Source organism: Marivirga tractuosa DSM 4126, from assembly GCF_000183425.1.
GTDB classification, from domain to species: Bacteria; Bacteroidota; Bacteroidia; order Cytophagales; family Cyclobacteriaceae; genus Marivirga; species Marivirga tractuosa.
In genome coordinates, this window is the sequence record NC_014759.1 from 718,596 (window position 1) to 733,752 (window position 15,157).

The window sequence follows — 15,157 nt, forward strand, 5'->3', positions numbered from 1 at the left end:
TCCGGCTAGTGATGGTTACTTGTGCCTGGCACGTATTGCAGGCTAGACTGAAAAAGTGATTTTAATTGTAAAAGCTGAAAACCGCCGGAGGCGGTAGTAATTTCCACTAGCCGGAGGCTAGCGAAAGGATATATTTGAAATAAAAATAAGGCTGTCCCAAAAAATTTGAGACAGCTTTATAAAAATGAGTCAATAATAATTTACTCTGCAGATTCCTCTTCAGGAAGTAAAATAGCTTCTACAAATTGATCTTCATTTAAGAATTCATTTGCCGCCATTTTCAGATCATCTGCCGATAAAGACTGAATCTTATCTTCTGTAACGATAAAATTGCTTAAATCGTCATCATAGTAATAGAAGCTATACAATCTGTTCAACCAATAATCATTCTTTTTCAAATCCTCTTTCAATCCTTTCAACTGAGCTTCTTTCACCTTATCTAGATCTTCTTCCTTTACACCATTGGCCTTGATATCAGCTAAAATTTCATGGGTAGTTTTAACCAACTCATCTACATTCTCAGGTCCACAAGGGAAGGCAATTCTAAATGAATAACGACTTTCCGGTAGTCTTGACATACTTCCAGAAGCACCAACTCCATAAACACCACTTTTCTCTTCTCTAAGGATGTCAATCAATTCATTTGTGACTAGCTCTCCTAGTGATTTTAGATAATAACTTTTTTGCTTATCATATTCTGTATCACCGTGATATAAGATAGTAGCATAACTTTTTTGATCAGTTCCTTTAATAATTTCTTCTTTCACTATTCCTTCAGGAGGTCTGATACCTAAATCTACCCAATTATCTTTTCTTTCAATTGTTGGCAAGCTCCCCAAATAAGTTTCCAACATTGGAGTGATCCCCTCAACATCAAAGTTTCCAACAAAAACAAATGTAAAATCACTGGCATCTGCAAACCTTTCTTTGTAAATGTTGTAAGCTCTTTGAAAATCAATTTTATCTAAATCTTCTGCCTTTGGAAATCCGCCACCTCTAGGGTTGTCTTGAGAAAGAATCATGCTCAATTTATCACTGTAGTAGAATTGAGGATTTGACATTAAATTACCAAATAACATTTTATTCTTACTCACATAAGAACCAAAGGCTTCTTCATCCATTCTTGGAGCTGTAAAGTAAAGATGAGTAAGCTGGAACATCTCTTCTAAATCCTGTGGACTTGCTTCTGCTCTAAAACCTTCTGATAAACTTGAAATATAGGGACTTACCCTTACAGTTTTACCAGAAAGCATTTTTTTGATCTCGGTATTAGAAAAATCGGCAACTCCCGCTTCAGTAATTAAAGAAGTCGCATTAGAGGCAGAATAATAGTCTTCCATTTCGTATTGGCTATGACCACCAAAACTATAGGCCCGCATCTTAACTTCATCATTTTTGAATTGCGTTGGCTTAAGTATTACCCTAACTCCATTATTTAGCTCAAGTTCTGTTACACCAAGCTCATCATGCACGACCCTATTTTGCACTTTCCCTGCTTTTGGAGCAGTAGTCATGAAGCTTTCAGCTACATCTTCATCTTTATAAGGTTCCAAATCAGAATTTTCGACTTCCTCTAAAATGGAAAGTATTTCTTCCTCACTTGGCATTTCCACTCCTTCTTTTTCAGCTCCTGTAAGCACTACAACCCTATTTTCATCTGTCACCCATTTGCTAGCCAGCATATTGATCTCAGGTAAAGTGATAGTGTTAATCAAGTTTTGATAAAATTCGAATTCAAATTCTGCACCTGGAATAGGGTTCTCACTTAAAAAATGCTGAATATAGGCACTTGCAAATCTGGTTGACTCGGTCTTGTCCAGCTCTTTAACTCTCTTTTCAGCATTATTCAAAAAAGTCTTTTTATAGCGATCGAGTTCAGATGCGGTAAATCCATGCTCTTTGATTCGCTTGTTCTCTTCGGCCAACACTTGTACTCCTTTCTCAAAGCCATTCTCACCAACAACAGCAAAAGAAGAATAAGCACTTTTATTTCTAACCATTTGGGAAAAGCTGGTACTAGCAAATAAAAATGGTGGATTAGCTGATTGCCTCAACTCATCTAATCTTTGACCTAGCATTCCATTATAGAGGCTATAAACCAAATCTCTTCTCATATCCGATAATGTTTTCATTTCTTCATTATCATGCTTATAATAAAGTTGAATCTGATTGAAATTAGCTTCTTTATCCGTTACAATGCTAACATAGGTTTCTTCATGAGCAGGCACTTCATATAATTTTTTCTTTTTTGCCTTTTTAGGATTTTGCAAATCACCAAATCGCGCTTTGATTTCCTTCTCCATTTCTGCTGGGTCTATATCTCCCACTGCAATAACTGCCATCAAATTAGGTCTGTACCAATCCTCATAAAATGAACGGAGAGTTTCATATTCGAAATTCTCTAAGATCTCCTTTTTGCCAATCGGTAGTCTTTCAGCATATCTTGAATCTTTAAATAAAACAGGAAAGTATTCATCTCTCATTCTTTGACCTGCTCCTTGTCCCAATCTCCATTCCTCCAAAACAACCCCTCTTTCTTTATCAATCTCATCTCCAGTCATCAGCAATCCTCCTGCCCAATCTTCTAGTACAGTCAGACCATTATCCAATGTTTCTTCATCTGTAGGAATTGGCAGAATGTATACTGTTTCATCAAAACTAGTATAAGCATTTAAATCAGCACCGAATTTTACACCTGCAGACTGTAGATAATCTACTAATTCGTTCTTTTTGAAATTTTCGGTTCCATTAAACGCCATGTGCTCAGTAAAGTGAGCTAGGCCCAATTGTTTGTCATTTTCCTGCATGGAACCTGCATTAATAACCAAACGAAATTCTACCTTATCTTCGGGTTTTTCATTTTGGCGAATGTAGTAGGTCAAACCATTTTCTAATTGTCCTACTTTCACCTTAGGATCCAATGGAATCGGTTTCTCTAAGGCATTGTTAAGTTCTGAATTTTGTGACCATACTGGACTTACTGCTAAAAACAGCAAGAAAGCGATCACTAAAGATTTCATTTTAAGCATAATTTTAAGTTTTTATTTTGTTACAAAGTTTCAAATTATCATAAAAATTATCTCTAAGCAACTATCCAGTTAGTTTTGTTCCTTAAAATAAACAATCAGAAATTCAGATCGTTATTGAAGCTATATGAAGGTAAATTTCGAGAAAGTTAAAAGTGATAAAATAAAGAATAGCTTTTTAGAAGCATTAAGTAAATTTGAAGACTTGCATGAATACCCTATTACCCTTTATCAGAAAAGGGTAAAATCATCCACCATGCAGGCACAGCCAATCATATCTTTAAAAAATATATTCAGTGGTGTTAAAAGATATAGGATAAAATTAGGCGTTTATGTAAGCAGTAGTGAGCGCTTAAAAATAGAGGAAGTTCCTCAAAAAGTAATGACAGGATGGTTTGCACATGAATTAGGTCACCTAATCGACTACCTCTCCTACTCGAATTTTGGAATGATCAAATATGGGCTGCAATATGTACTTTCGAATTCATTCAAAATAAAGGCAGAACACGAGGCTGATTATATCGCAATCAAAAAAGGTTTTCGAGACGAGATCATTGCAACAAAGGAATGGGTTCTTAATCATGATTTAGTAGGCCAACGCTATAAGGACAGACTTAATAAGTACTATTTATCCATTGAACAAGTTGAGCTTTGTAATGTAAACGAACCACCATTTGTACCCATAATAGAATAAAAAAAGCTCCCCATTTGGAGAGCTTTTTAGTACATTATTTATCTTCATAATATGGACTTGGCCATACATCGTTACTTCCATTAATATCCGGAAGAATTTTATTAGGATCAAGTTCGATTTTCTCCACTTCTTTGCCAGTGCTTAACAAATGATTCCATGAATTTCCTCTTTGCCAGATTTCAACTGGAAGTTCAACCATTTCGTCAGTTCCATCTGCGTATGTAACTTTCATTTTCACTGGCATTGGTACTTCGCCTTTATTAGCTAAAACCAGTAGATAGCTGCCTTGATAAGGGTAAACACCATCTAGAGCAATGTCAATATTGCCATTTCCGTAGAACCATGTTTTCCAGAACCAAGATAAGCTTTCACCTGAAACATTCTCCATTGTATTAAAGAAGTCTCCTGGAGTTGGGTGCTTATAAGCCCATCTGTTTATATAAGCTTTGAAAGCATTGTCAAATCTCTCATGTCCTAAGATGTACTCTCTTAGCATTAAAAGTCCCATTGCAGGCTTCATATAAGCTATCATACCCAAATTTCGAGTATCTGCAACATCAGGGTAAGTAGCGATTTTCTCTCTGCTTTCGCTTGTCAACCATCCTACATAGCTCCTTGTTTCATCCAAATCATCTGCAAATTCGCCATCATTAAATTCCTCTGAAGAATAGAAATTAATAAAGGTATTGAAGCCTTCATCCATCCAGGCATAAAGTCTTTCATTACTTCCCACTATCATTGGAAACCAGTTATGGCCAAATTCATGATCTGTAACACCCCATAATGATTTGTTTTTTGATTGATATCCACAGAAATTCAAACCAGGATATTCCATTCCTCCAATATCCGCTGCCACATTCACTGCATTTGGGTAAGGATATTCGAACCACATATTAGAATAATGCTCTACTGATGCCTTAGAATATTCCGTTGATCTACCGTAACCATCTTCACCATCACTTTCTTTAGGATAAGCAGATTGAGCCATTGCTTTTTTTCCACTTGGTAAGTCAATTTTAGCTGCATCCCAGATAAAAGCTGGTGATGAACCCCATGCTACATCTCTAGCATTTTCAATTTTAAATTTCCAGGTTAAGTTTCCTGATTGCTTTGGTCTTGTAATAGAAGGATCACCTACCTCATCAGCCGTTATAATATGAACCGTTTCATCACTTTTGGCTGCTTTAGCCATTCTATTTTGCTGTTGGCTGGTCAATACTTCTTGAGGATTTAACAATTCTCCAGAACCCACTACAATGTGGTTGTAAGGAACTGTTACATTATATTCAAAGTCACCATAATCTAAATAAAACTCACCTGCACCTAAATAAGGCTCAGTATTCCAGCCTCTAACATCATCAAACACAACCATTTTCGGATACCATTGAGCCATAGCGAATATAGTGCCATCATCAACTTTCAACTGCCCCATTCTATCCATACCTTTTACAGGAATTTTGTATTCGAAATTCATGCTTATAGTAGCAGTACCGCCTTTTGCTTCAATTGGTTCATCGAAGAAAACCTGCATTCTAGTATCAGTAATAATATATTCGCTTGAAGGATTCCCTCGTCTTCCACTTACTGCTTTTAAATTGGTGATATTATAACCACCATCCATATCACCTGCATAGCGATTTCCTTGGATTGGAGTGGTCAAAGTACCTCTAGAAGTTTCCGTAAAACGATTTTGCTCTAAATGCAACCAAACGAATTCTAATGCTTCTGGACTATTATTAGTATATTCAATGGTTATATTACCATTTATCATTTCATTTTCTTCATCCAAAGTGACGTTAATCTTATAATCAGCACTGTTCTGCCAGTAGTTATATCCAGGTTTACCCGATGCTGATCTGAACTCATTTCCACTTCTGTCGCCAAAAAATTTGAATAGATCCTGATTGGTTTCTTGAGGTTCTTGTGCAAATAGGCTGCTCATTACGCCTAAAAACATCAATACCGATAGTTTTAATACTCTCATATATTTCATTTATCGTTTAAATTCAATTAAGCACGAAATTAATATATTTTTATTGCCCTGCACAGATTTGTTTGATGAATGGGCTACAAGTTGGCAGGTTTTCAGGTTGACATCTTTGAAAGTTGACAAGTTTGCAGGTTGGAGGAATAACTTGAAATTTTTCAACATCTTTTACCAAAGCGGGTTATGGGTACTAAGTAGATTTTATATCTTTGCCACAGCTAAAAATAAATTAAAATATACTATGGAAAATATAGCAGTAATTGGTTCAGGAACGATGGGTAACGGCATAGCGCATGTTTTTGCTCAAAATGGTTTTAAAGTTTCTTTAATTGACATAAGTGAAGCTGCTCTTGAAAAAGGAATGGCTACTATCGCTAAAAACTTGGACAGACAAGTAAAAAAAGAAAAAATAGACGAAGCCAAGAAAACTGAAACGCTTAATAATATCACTACTTTCACATCAGTAAAAGAGGGCGCAAAAGGTGCTGATTTGGTAGTGGAAGCTGCAACTGAAAATACAGATTTAAAACTAAAAATCTTTAAGGAACTAGATGAGGTTTGCGATGAGAAAACAATCCTTGCTTCCAACACTAGTTCAATTTCAATTACAAAAATTGCGTCAGTTACCAACAGACCAGAAAAAGTGATTGGAATGCACTTTATGAATCCAGTTCCTGTAATGAAATTAGTAGAGATTATCCGTGGATATTCTACTTCTGATGAAGTGACAGAGCGAATCATGGAGATGTCTAAAAAATTAGGCAAAATCCCTGAGGAAGTGAATGACTATCCTGGTTTTATTGCCAACAGAATATTAATGCCTATGATCAATGAAGCGATCTTTAGCTTATTCGAAGGTGTTGCAGGCGTGAAAGAAATTGATTCCGTGATGAAATTAGGTATGGCTCACCCAATGGGTCCATTACAATTAGCTGACTTTATTGGTTTGGATGTTTGTTTAAGCATTTTAAATGTATTGCATGATGGTTTAGGCGATCCTAAATACAGACCTTGCCCGCTGCTTATCAATATGGTGCAAGCTGGGAAATTAGGCGCTAAATCTGGGGAAGGGTTTTACGATTACGGCCATGGAACAAAAGATTTGGTAGTTGCAAGCACTTTCAAAAAGTAATGGAAGGTCTTAATCCTGAAATTTTAAAAGATTTAGTCAGAGTAAAGATGCCCTTCGGTAAATACAAGGGCACTTTACTTTGTAATTTACCTGTCTCCTATCTTGAGTGGTTCAAAAGAAAAGATGGTTTCCCTCCTGGAAAATTAGGCATGCAAATGGAAACACTCTGGGTTATTAAAACCAACGGACTGGAAGACTTACTGAAACCACTTCGATGATTAACCACAAAGTTTTTTTTTACCACAAAGTTACGCTAAGTTGTTCACGAAGACCACAAAGTAACAGCTAAAGCTGTTGAAGGATACTCGTCTTACCAATTTGCTCAATTAGAATACTTCATTTTTTAATGACTGTAAACATACGAGTTTCTTTAAGTTGTTCGCAAAGATTCTGTGTTGAAAACCAAATGATTTTTCATTAAATTTACAATTAGGAAAACAAATCAAGAGCGGACTTGATCCAGCTCGGTTAGGGCGGCCTCTTGGGGCTGCTCTAATAAAAATTTATCTTTGCAATATTCTGGATTATATCTTTCTTCTTTTTTCCATAGTGTATAGATCAGTATCAGCAATTTTCTTTGCACGGCCACATAGCTTTTCATTTTAATCTTTTGTCTGTCGAACAGACGGTTATAAAAATTACTTAATGGCTCATCATGTTGGACTGCCGTTAATGCTGGGAAGTAGAGTGCTTTTCTAATATGTTTATTTCCTTTGTGGGAAATTCTAGCTTTGGTGTTAACCGATGTTCCAGATTGTTTGTTGTTGATGTCATAACCGGCATAACATACCAATTGACGGCTGTTTCTGATAAGGTTAAAGCCATTTGTTTCTGCTATTACAATGGTTGCTGTAATAAAGCCAACTCCTTTTAGGGAGCATATGTAATTAATTTTCTTTTTTAACCATGGGGTTTGATCGACTATGTCTTTCATTTGAGTTTCTACTTGGTCAATCAGCTTATCCAAGAACTTAATGTGTTGCTTGGCTCTTTTTAATGTAAACTTATCGACTTCTGCCATGTGTTCTTTGGCATGTTGTTGGTTCTTGGCCCTGGTTCTTTCATTGAGTAATTGCTCTCGTTCTCTGCTCAGACCTTTTAATTTCAATAAAGAGGCATCTGGTTTTGTCCAGTTGTCTATCTTTTTTAATAACCCAAATTCAGCGATGTGCCTTGCACTGATTTTATCGTCTATGCGTCTCACATCAGTGCTACGGCCATAATTAGCTACTTTGTTGGGCAGAACAACGGCAAGTTCAAAACCATTATCGTAAAGCGCGTAAGCCAATTGCTCATGATAAACACCTGTTGCTTCCATGACTACTTGAAGAGGAAGATCATTAAGTTGATGTCTTTTAACCCAATTCATCAATTTCTTAATATCCTTTTTGGTATTGGCAAACTGACCACTTGATACAATTTTTAATTCAAAATCCTCTTGGAGGGTCATCAAAACAACATCCAGAGCATCCATTGAAACATCGATTCCACAGCATTGTCTAAGTACTTTCATGGCTTTAAAGTTTAGTTCCACAATAGCAATAAGATACTCTTCTGGCTCCTGTCTCGTGTTAATACAAGATATTTCAATTGATGAAATTCTTTTGATTCTGGTTCGGAATTTAAAAAGAGTAAAAACAAAGTGAGGAATATCTTTGCGAGAACATAGCTCTTAGCTTGTTTGTTCACAAATACTGCTCTCACTTTGCCTAATTGCTTTATTAAAAATACTTATATTTTTAATAATTCTTGAACATACGAGATTACTAAGGTTTTTCGATATTAAGCATAGGGTAAATTTCAAATTTCTTTGCGGTTAAATCTTTTCTTTGATTAAATGTAGCCGTTTATCAGCCTTTTGATGCCAGATTTTAAAAAAGAGACATTAAAATTGATTAATAATCCTAATTTATAATGACCCAGCTTCATATAAGTCAAAGCTTGAGCTTTGTGAACATCATTCAGTTTATCAACGCTCTTAAGTTCAATTACCACTTTATCTTCAACTAATAAATCTATCTTGTACCCACAATCCATTTTGATTTCTTCATAGATAACAGGCATGGATTTTTCTTTTATAACAGCTAGATTTTGATTTTTGAGTTCGTAGAAAAGACATTCTTGATAGGCATTCTCTAATAAACCAGGGCCTAAAGATTGATGTACTTTGATAGCAGAGCCAATGATTATCTTGCTTAATTCATTTTCATTCATAATTTATAAGGTTTGGTTAAACCACTAAAGTATAAATTTCAAATAAATATTAAAAGAACAGAACCTATTTAACTACAAAGAACTTTTTAAACACAGAGACAAATTTAACCATGAAGTTTCTGTAAGTCTTACACAAAGGTCGCTAAGGTTTTCTTTGTTGTGTATATCTCTATGTCCATAGTGGTTAAAAAGTCTCAGTGTCCATTGCGGTTATATGTCTTCTTTGTGAAACTTTGTGAAAATCTCCGTGTTCTTTGTGGTTAAAATTCAGTGCTGACTGTGGTTAATCCGTTGGATGTAGATTGCAGGGATTAACAGCACCATTAAGGTAGGATTTATAATCAGCCTATGGATAAAGCTGATATACATGTGATCAATTGAGGTGTAATACCTCAAAATAAAATAGGGAATCAGTAAAAAGAAAAAGCCCACCGCTTCAATTGCTAATCCAAACTTTACGTATTTATAATCATAAAAAATAGCGTAAATTAATAGCAATACTAGATTATCATTCAACAAAAATCGGATTATCCTATTGATAATAAATTGATTTTGAGTACTAAAATCATCAGAAATCAATAAACTATAATCAAAACGTTGAGCAATAAAAATTATTCCCAAGCCTGTTAAACTGATAAATATCAACAATATTCTAAGTCCTTTATTGGGTTGTAACCAATCGTTATTTTTCATTGACCTTAAAAATCCAAAGTGCCCACATACCTAATACGCCTATGTAAATGAATGCCGTAAATAAATATTTATGACTAAAATAGAGGAAATCAGGCATTGAAATGGTGACATGAAACAACAAAAGAATCCTTAAAATATTGAAAAAATGAATTACTAATAAACCTAAGGGAATAAACCATAACATTCTTGTTCCAATTTTGCCATAGGCAATCAAGAAGGATACAAAAATCACCATTACATTTAAGCCATTGCAGCCTTCGTAAACAGATAGAATAGCCTGGCTTTCTTTAAAAATAAAAATACTTTTCAAATCATCTTTTGGGCCTGTAGCGATTTTATCTTCATACAGATCGATGACACTGGCTGTTTGTTCTGTTACCCATTTCGTCATGATATCTGCTTCCCCTTTTGAGGCATCCAAATAAAAACCATAGAGAATATTGAGCACTACATATAGACCGATAAACTTGGCTAGAAAAAAAATAGAGGGCTTAAAATCCTGATATAAACTCATTTTTCAATAGTTTTAGCAGGAACACCAACAGCTGTTTTTTCTGCATCTAAATTTTTGGTTAGAACTCCTCCAGCTCCTAAAATAGTGTTTCGCTCCATTACAACTCCATTTAAAACCGTTGCTCCGCTCCCTACAAAAGCACCTTCATTTAGTTTCACATCTCCTGCTAAATTGGCTCCCGGCATCACAGAACTAAAATCCCCTAAACGACAATCATGTCCAATCGTAGCATTCAGATTAACTACAACAAACTCTCCAACCTCTATATTTGTGGTTAAATTTGCTCCTGCACAAATAATACTACCTTTTCCGATAGAAATGATGTCATTAAAAACAGCATAAGGAGAAATTACTTTTGAAAATTCAACTCTCGGATTCCTTATTCTATCGACTACTTTCTTTCTGGTTTTCCCATTTCCTATTGCTAATGCAACAGAAATTGGGGTTTTCCAATGGTTAAGCGCTGCAGTATTGCCTAAATATAATTTTCCTAATTCAGAGGACTTATCTTCATCATCAAAAAAACCTAAAAAATGATACGGGTAACCTTTCTTAATAAGCTGTTGCACTATCAAATTCACTTCTCTGCCAAAACCTCCTGCTCCGTATATTGCAATTTCCGTCATTTAAACTGTTGTTTTAATAATTTTGGCTGGATTTCCAACGGCTATAGAGTTGTCAGGCACATCTTCTACCACCACTGCTCCAGCTCCAATGGTACACCACTTCCCAATTTTAACTAAAGGAATAATGGTTGCCCCAGCTCCAATCAAAGTTCCTTCACCTACTTCTACTCCACCACATAAGGATGAATTGGGTGCAATATGGGCAAAATCGCCAATCTTGCAATCATGATCAACACTAGCTGCAGTATTGATAATTACGTGCTCTCCAATCTTAGTATCTGCGTTAATAACGGTACCTGCCATTACTACTGTTCCCTCCCCTATTTCAACATGGGAACCTACTATGGCACGGTCATGAATAGCTGTGCCAAATTCCGCCTCAGCTAATTGTTTCACTACCTTTTTGCGCGTATCATTTTTACCAATAGACACAATACATTCCTCTATTGGATCATTAAAATCTTTGGTCTTACCTACAACAGGAATTCCCCATAGTTCCTTTTTTGCTTCGTCCTCATCGTAGAATCCTTTAACCTGAATTCCCTTGGAGAGCAGGATGTCCACTATCACTTTTGCATGTCCACTTGCACCGAATAATAGCATTTTTGAAGTTGTAAGTTTTAGGTTTTAAGTAGTAAGATTATAAACAAAGCATAAAATTACTAATTTTAGTAATAGAATCTATTGCAATGCTATTACAAAATGAGTGAAATGATAAAATTCTTAACTCATAACTAATCCAGCTTTGAAAATTTCAACTGAAAATCAATCTTTTTCTTTAAATAAAAAAGTTCAAAAACATACATTTTGACATAATGCATTGCGAACAATTTTGAAACTTTAATATGAATAAAATATTCATAAATAAAAGATAAAAACCGATGAGTACTGTGATCTATTAGATAGAATTTATCTTAAATATATACTAAGCTATTCTTTTTAAGATTGAATCGCAATATTTAGTATTTTAGTACATCACAATTTTTTTTTCATCATAAAGATTTATAAACAATGCCAGATCCTAAATGGTCTATCTGTCTATAAACAAAATTTTTTAAGAAATGATTGAAACAGTTACTGACATTAATTTAGAAGAAACGTTGATGAAAAACGAGAAAGTGGTAGTGAAATTTTTTGCAGATTGGTGTGGTGTTTGCAAAGCATTTGCTCCACAGTTCAAGAAAATGGCTGAAGAAGCTGACGAGAATATAAAATTTCTCGAAATTAATGCCCCTGATAATCCAAAAGCCAGATTGTCGGCAGGAGTCTACAGTTTGCCATTTTTTGCCAGTTATGAAAATGGAGAGCTTAAAGAGAAAATATCTTCATCAGATCGAAAGGCAGTGCAACAATTGATTGATGGGTTTAAAAACAAGGAAGCAGCAAATTAAGATCTCTATCTATTTTTACTAAATTTTACATAAAAGTCCGATTGAATTAATTTCTTTCGGATTTTTTTAGGATGGCTTGGGCAGTTATATCGCCCTTTCAGGGCTGGGTTTAGTTTATTTATCTATGAAGTAGGGCTTTACCCTACTTTAAGATATGACGTCCTTTCAGGAGTTTAGTATATCCATTAATACAAGAATTTTCCAACTATAAATCAAGGAGTTTGGTGAAGTTTTCACAAATGTTCTCCTAGTAGTTTTTAAATGATATATTTTAAAAGCAAAAATCAACCACACTTTTTTAACTGCAATTATTTTAGTCCTGAAAGGACGTCATATCACAACACAGGGTGAAGTCCTGTGTTATAGATATATAGCTCCAAAGCCCTGAAAGAGCGGAATAAAAAAAGCCCGCATTTTATAAATGCAGGCTTTTCCTAAATACAGGCTTTTAAACCTATTATTCTTCAAATGTTGGTTTCAAATGCTTTTCAGCATTAAAAGAGTTATTCTCTCTGTCTACATCCGCCATGCCTTCTGCTTCATCTATAACCATGCTTTTAATACTCGAAGCCGGTTTATTTAATTCAAAAGTATAAGTAGGTAATACCCATGGCCAATCAGCCAAAACTTTTACATTTTGATTTGCATCAAATGACTTTTCACCTCTCATTATTCTTAATGGAATATAAACCATTTCAGAGCTACCGTCATTATAAGTAATAGAGACCTCTAAAGGCATTGGCATTTTACCTACTTTCTCTAAAGTCACAAATGATTTTCCATCTTTCTCCAAAACAGCTTTAATCCCATAATCAATCCTCTTAGTAGAATAAACAAAATATTCTTTATACCAGTCCAATTCTAAACCTGAAGCCTTCTCCATAATTCTAATGAAGTCGTTATCATTAGGGTGCTTGAATTTCCACTCGTCAAAATAAGTTCTCATTGCAGGGTAGAATACGTCTTCGCCCATTATGTAGCGCAACTGCCCTAAGAAAGTAGCCCCTTTTGAATAAGCCGCTCTTCCATAAGCAAAATTAGTCACATAATGATCTGCATGCGTACTCATCGGTTCTTCATATCCACTTTCTGCGAGTGCCAAGTACCCTCTGTAATTCCCTGATTGAGGATTTTTCTCACCCTGCTCCATAATCACATTCATGGTTTCAGCAGAACCGAAAGAGGTGAAACCTTCATCCATCCATTCATATAAAGCTTCATTAGTAGCCAAAACTCCTTGATACCAGCTGTGGAACATTTCGTGAACTGTTACACCTACTAAGCTTCCTAAGCTTCTTTCCCCTGTAATTAAAGTAGCCATAGGATATTCCATTCCACCATCGCCACCTTGAATTACAGAGTATTGATCGTAAGGATATTTACCAAAAGTCTTATTGGCATATTCAAAGGCCTTAATAGTATACTCAGGTAACTTTTCCCAATTTTCCTTCGTTTTATCGTTCATTTGGTATAAGAAATGCAATTCCGGTCCATTAGGAACTTGCGCTTTCACATGGGTAAAATCAGGATCAGCTGCCCACATAAAATCAATTACTTTAGGAGCTTTAAAATGCCAAGTATGTTTGCCATTTTTCCCCTTACCTGGCTTCACACCTTTATCCTGATAACCATGTCCTACTTCATTTGGATTCTGAAGATAACCAGTACCGCCTAATACAAAATCCTTGTCAATCGTAATTTTCACATCAAAATCGCCCCATATTCCGTGAAATTCTCTTCCGATGTATGGATTTGAATGCCATCCTTGATAATCATATTCAGCCATTTTAGGATACCATTGCGCCATTGAGTAGCTTACCCCTTCAGCATTATCACGACCTGTTCTTCTGATCTGAACCGGAACTTGTGCTTCAAATTCCATTTCAAAAGTAGCGGTTTCACCTGGATTGATAGGCTTATTTAAGTCAACTTCCAAAATAGTACCCACTACTTCAAAGCTTACTTTTTTCCCATCTTGTTTCAGGCTTTTGATTTTTTGATAGCCAATCTCATCTTCAGATAATTTACTGATTCTATCCCCTACTCTTCTGTCTGGATCTTTAATTGTTCTGGAACGAACATCCATCATGCTGTTGGGCTGAAAAGCATTAAAATACAAATGATAAAACACCTTACTCAACTGATCTGGTGAATTATTGGTATAAACTGCTTTTTGTTTCCCTTCAAATTGATGCGTTTCCACATCCATATCAATTTCCATTTCATAGTTAATAGCTTGCTGCCAACGGTCTGTCTGCCCAAAAGCAAAAACAGAACTCATCAACATAGCCATTACAAATCCTAAAACTTTTATTTTCATAATGATTATATTTTGGTTTTACTTCAACTTCAAAAATGGTCATTTCTAATTAATATGCCAATCTATTTTATATAAGCTTTATAATTTCACTGATGAAAAGAGTTTAAAGCGGTTATTTCGAAGGCGAATTTTCGTTTTAAGAAATAAAGAAATAAAATTGAATAGTATGTAAATGGTATTCCAGAAAAGAATTAGTAGATGGTCGGTGTGCCACCGACCATGGATTCTAAGATTTTAGTGTTTTGCTCCCGAAGAGCTAGTAGCCATCACCATCCAGAGGATGGCGATAGAGGAATACTCCCTTCCTTGCGTCCCGCTAGTGAAAATTCCCACCGCCTCTGCGGATTTATTAAAATTACCTTATTTAGGGCTTGCTTAAAAACAGAATTACGTAATAAAAATGAACATCTAAGGTATTTTATCAATGATTATTGAGTAATAGTTTTTAAGCAAGTGCAAGCTTTTTTAAGTTAAAACTACATATTGTTTGCACTAGTAAATCAATATTTGATTTACTAGTGCTCTAGCCTCAAGCACCTCATCTACTTCTCGGGCTAAAG

The 15,157-nt window shown here is 35.3% G+C and carries 13 protein-coding genes; 4 read left to right on the forward strand and 9 right to left on the reverse strand.

Annotated features, from left to right (window positions below; genetic code table 11):
- Window positions 1-200: 200 nt before the first annotated feature.
- Complete coding sequence (locus FTRAC_RS02785; RefSeq protein WP_013452711.1) at window positions 201-3,029, reverse strand: M16 family metallopeptidase; 2,829 nt, start codon at window positions 3,027-3,029, stop codon at window positions 201-203.
- Between the two features lie 124 nt (window positions 3,030-3,153).
- Between FTRAC_RS02785 and FTRAC_RS02790 the strand changes: the two genes are divergently transcribed.
- Window positions 3,154-3,720 (forward strand): hypothetical protein, encoded by a 567-nt coding sequence (locus FTRAC_RS02790; RefSeq protein ID WP_013452712.1) that lies wholly within the window; start codon window positions 3,154-3,156, stop codon window positions 3,718-3,720.
- Window positions 3,721-3,754: 34 nt separating this feature from the next.
- Here the strand turns inward: FTRAC_RS02790 and FTRAC_RS02795 are convergent, their stop codons facing one another.
- Window positions 3,755-5,713: a M1 family metallopeptidase gene (locus tag FTRAC_RS02795; protein WP_013452713.1), complete on the reverse strand. Its 1,959-nt coding sequence runs from the start codon at window positions 5,711-5,713 to the stop codon at window positions 3,755-3,757.
- A gap of 235 nt (window positions 5,714-5,948) precedes the next feature.
- Between FTRAC_RS02795 and FTRAC_RS02800 the strand changes: the two genes are divergently transcribed.
- Window positions 5,949-6,839, forward strand: a complete 891-nt coding sequence (locus FTRAC_RS02800; protein ID WP_013452714.1) for a 3-hydroxybutyryl-CoA dehydrogenase — start codon at window positions 5,949-5,951, stop codon at window positions 6,837-6,839.
- Window positions 6,839-7,057 carry a DUF3820 family protein gene (locus FTRAC_RS02805; protein WP_013452715.1) on the forward strand — a complete coding sequence of 73 codons (219 nt, stop codon included), beginning with the start codon at window positions 6,839-6,841 and terminating at the stop codon, window positions 7,055-7,057. Before FTRAC_RS02800 ends, FTRAC_RS02805 begins: the two co-directional genes overlap by 1 nt.
- A gap of 224 nt (window positions 7,058-7,281) precedes the next feature.
- Here FTRAC_RS02805 and FTRAC_RS02810 read toward each other — a convergent pair whose 3' ends face one another.
- From FTRAC_RS02810 to FTRAC_RS02835, 6 genes are all read right to left on the reverse strand, one after another.
- Window positions 7,282-8,352 carry an IS110 family RNA-guided transposase gene (locus tag FTRAC_RS02810; RefSeq protein WP_013452716.1) on the reverse strand — a complete coding sequence of 357 codons (1,071 nt, stop codon included), beginning with the start codon at window positions 8,350-8,352 and terminating at the stop codon, window positions 7,282-7,284.
- Between the two features lie 320 nt (window positions 8,353-8,672).
- The gene (locus FTRAC_RS02815; RefSeq protein WP_013452717.1) at window positions 8,673-9,053 is read right to left on the reverse strand and encodes a GxxExxY protein; all 381 of its coding nucleotides are present in this window, start codon (window positions 9,051-9,053) and stop codon (window positions 8,673-8,675) included.
- 267 nt (window positions 9,054-9,320) lie between these two features.
- On the reverse strand, window positions 9,321-9,746 hold the full coding sequence (locus FTRAC_RS02820) for an exosortase F system-associated membrane protein (protein WP_013452718.1): 426 nt from the start codon (window positions 9,744-9,746) through the stop codon (window positions 9,321-9,323).
- Window positions 9,736-10,260: an exosortase family protein XrtF gene (gene xrtF, locus FTRAC_RS02825; protein ID WP_013452719.1), complete on the reverse strand. Its 525-nt coding sequence runs from the start codon at window positions 10,258-10,260 to the stop codon at window positions 9,736-9,738. Before xrtF ends, FTRAC_RS02820 begins: the two co-directional genes overlap by 11 nt.
- Window positions 10,257-10,886, reverse strand: a complete 630-nt coding sequence (locus tag FTRAC_RS02830; RefSeq protein ID WP_013452720.1) for a NeuD/PglB/VioB family sugar acetyltransferase — start codon at window positions 10,884-10,886, stop codon at window positions 10,257-10,259. The genes xrtF and FTRAC_RS02830 overlap by 4 nt, the downstream gene beginning before the upstream one ends.
- Window positions 10,887-11,489, reverse strand: coding sequence for an acetyltransferase (locus FTRAC_RS02835; protein ID WP_013452721.1), 603 nt, complete (start codon window positions 11,487-11,489; stop codon window positions 10,887-10,889).
- Window positions 11,490-11,947: 458 nt separating this feature from the next.
- Here FTRAC_RS02835 and FTRAC_RS02840 point away from each other — a divergent pair, with 458 nt between their 5' ends.
- The gene (locus FTRAC_RS02840; protein WP_013452722.1) at window positions 11,948-12,277 is read left to right on the forward strand and encodes a thioredoxin family protein; all 330 of its coding nucleotides are present in this window, start codon (window positions 11,948-11,950) and stop codon (window positions 12,275-12,277) included.
- 457 nt (window positions 12,278-12,734) lie between these two features.
- Here FTRAC_RS02840 and FTRAC_RS02845 read toward each other — a convergent pair whose 3' ends face one another.
- A complete protein-coding gene (locus FTRAC_RS02845) occupies window positions 12,735-14,597 on the reverse strand; it encodes a M1 family metallopeptidase (protein ID WP_013452723.1) in 1,863 nt (620 codons plus the stop codon).
- Between the last annotated feature and the right edge of the window lie 560 nt (window positions 14,598-15,157).

Excerpts from the sequence above, each read along its gene's own strand:
- FTRAC_RS02805 (WP_013452715.1), top strand. The coding sequence starts at position 6,839 with ATGGAAGGTCTTAATCCTGAAATTTTAAAAGATTTAGTCAGAGTAAAG.
- FTRAC_RS02785 (WP_013452711.1), bottom strand. The coding sequence starts at position 3,029 with ATGCTTAAAATGAAATCTTTAGTGATCGCTTTCTTGCTGTTTTTAGCA.
- FTRAC_RS02800 (WP_013452714.1), top strand. The coding sequence starts at position 5,949 with ATGGAAAATATAGCAGTAATTGGTTCAGGAACGATGGGTAACGGCATA.
- FTRAC_RS02820 (WP_013452718.1), bottom strand. The coding sequence starts at position 9,746 with ATGAAAAATAACGATTGGTTACAACCCAATAAAGGACTTAGAATATTG.
- FTRAC_RS02815 (WP_013452717.1), bottom strand. The coding sequence starts at position 9,053 with ATGAATGAAAATGAATTAAGCAAGATAATCATTGGCTCTGCTATCAAA.
- FTRAC_RS02810 (WP_013452716.1), bottom strand. The coding sequence starts at position 8,352 with ATGAAAGTACTTAGACAATGCTGTGGAATCGATGTTTCAATGGATGCT.
- FTRAC_RS02845 (WP_013452723.1), bottom strand. The coding sequence starts at position 14,597 with ATGAAAATAAAAGTTTTAGGATTTGTAATGGCTATGTTGATGAGTTCT.
- FTRAC_RS02830 (WP_013452720.1), bottom strand. The coding sequence starts at position 10,886 with ATGACGGAAATTGCAATATACGGAGCAGGAGGTTTTGGCAGAGAAGTG.
- xrtF (WP_013452719.1), bottom strand. The coding sequence starts at position 10,260 with ATGAGTTTATATCAGGATTTTAAGCCCTCTATTTTTTTTCTAGCCAAG.
- FTRAC_RS02840 (WP_013452722.1), top strand. The coding sequence starts at position 11,948 with ATGATTGAAACAGTTACTGACATTAATTTAGAAGAAACGTTGATGAAA.
- FTRAC_RS02835 (WP_013452721.1), bottom strand. The coding sequence starts at position 11,489 with ATGCTATTATTCGGTGCAAGTGGACATGCAAAAGTGATAGTGGACATC.
- FTRAC_RS02790 (WP_013452712.1), top strand. The coding sequence starts at position 3,154 with ATGAAGGTAAATTTCGAGAAAGTTAAAAGTGATAAAATAAAGAATAGC.
- FTRAC_RS02795 (WP_013452713.1), bottom strand. The coding sequence starts at position 5,713 with ATGAAATATATGAGAGTATTAAAACTATCGGTATTGATGTTTTTAGGC.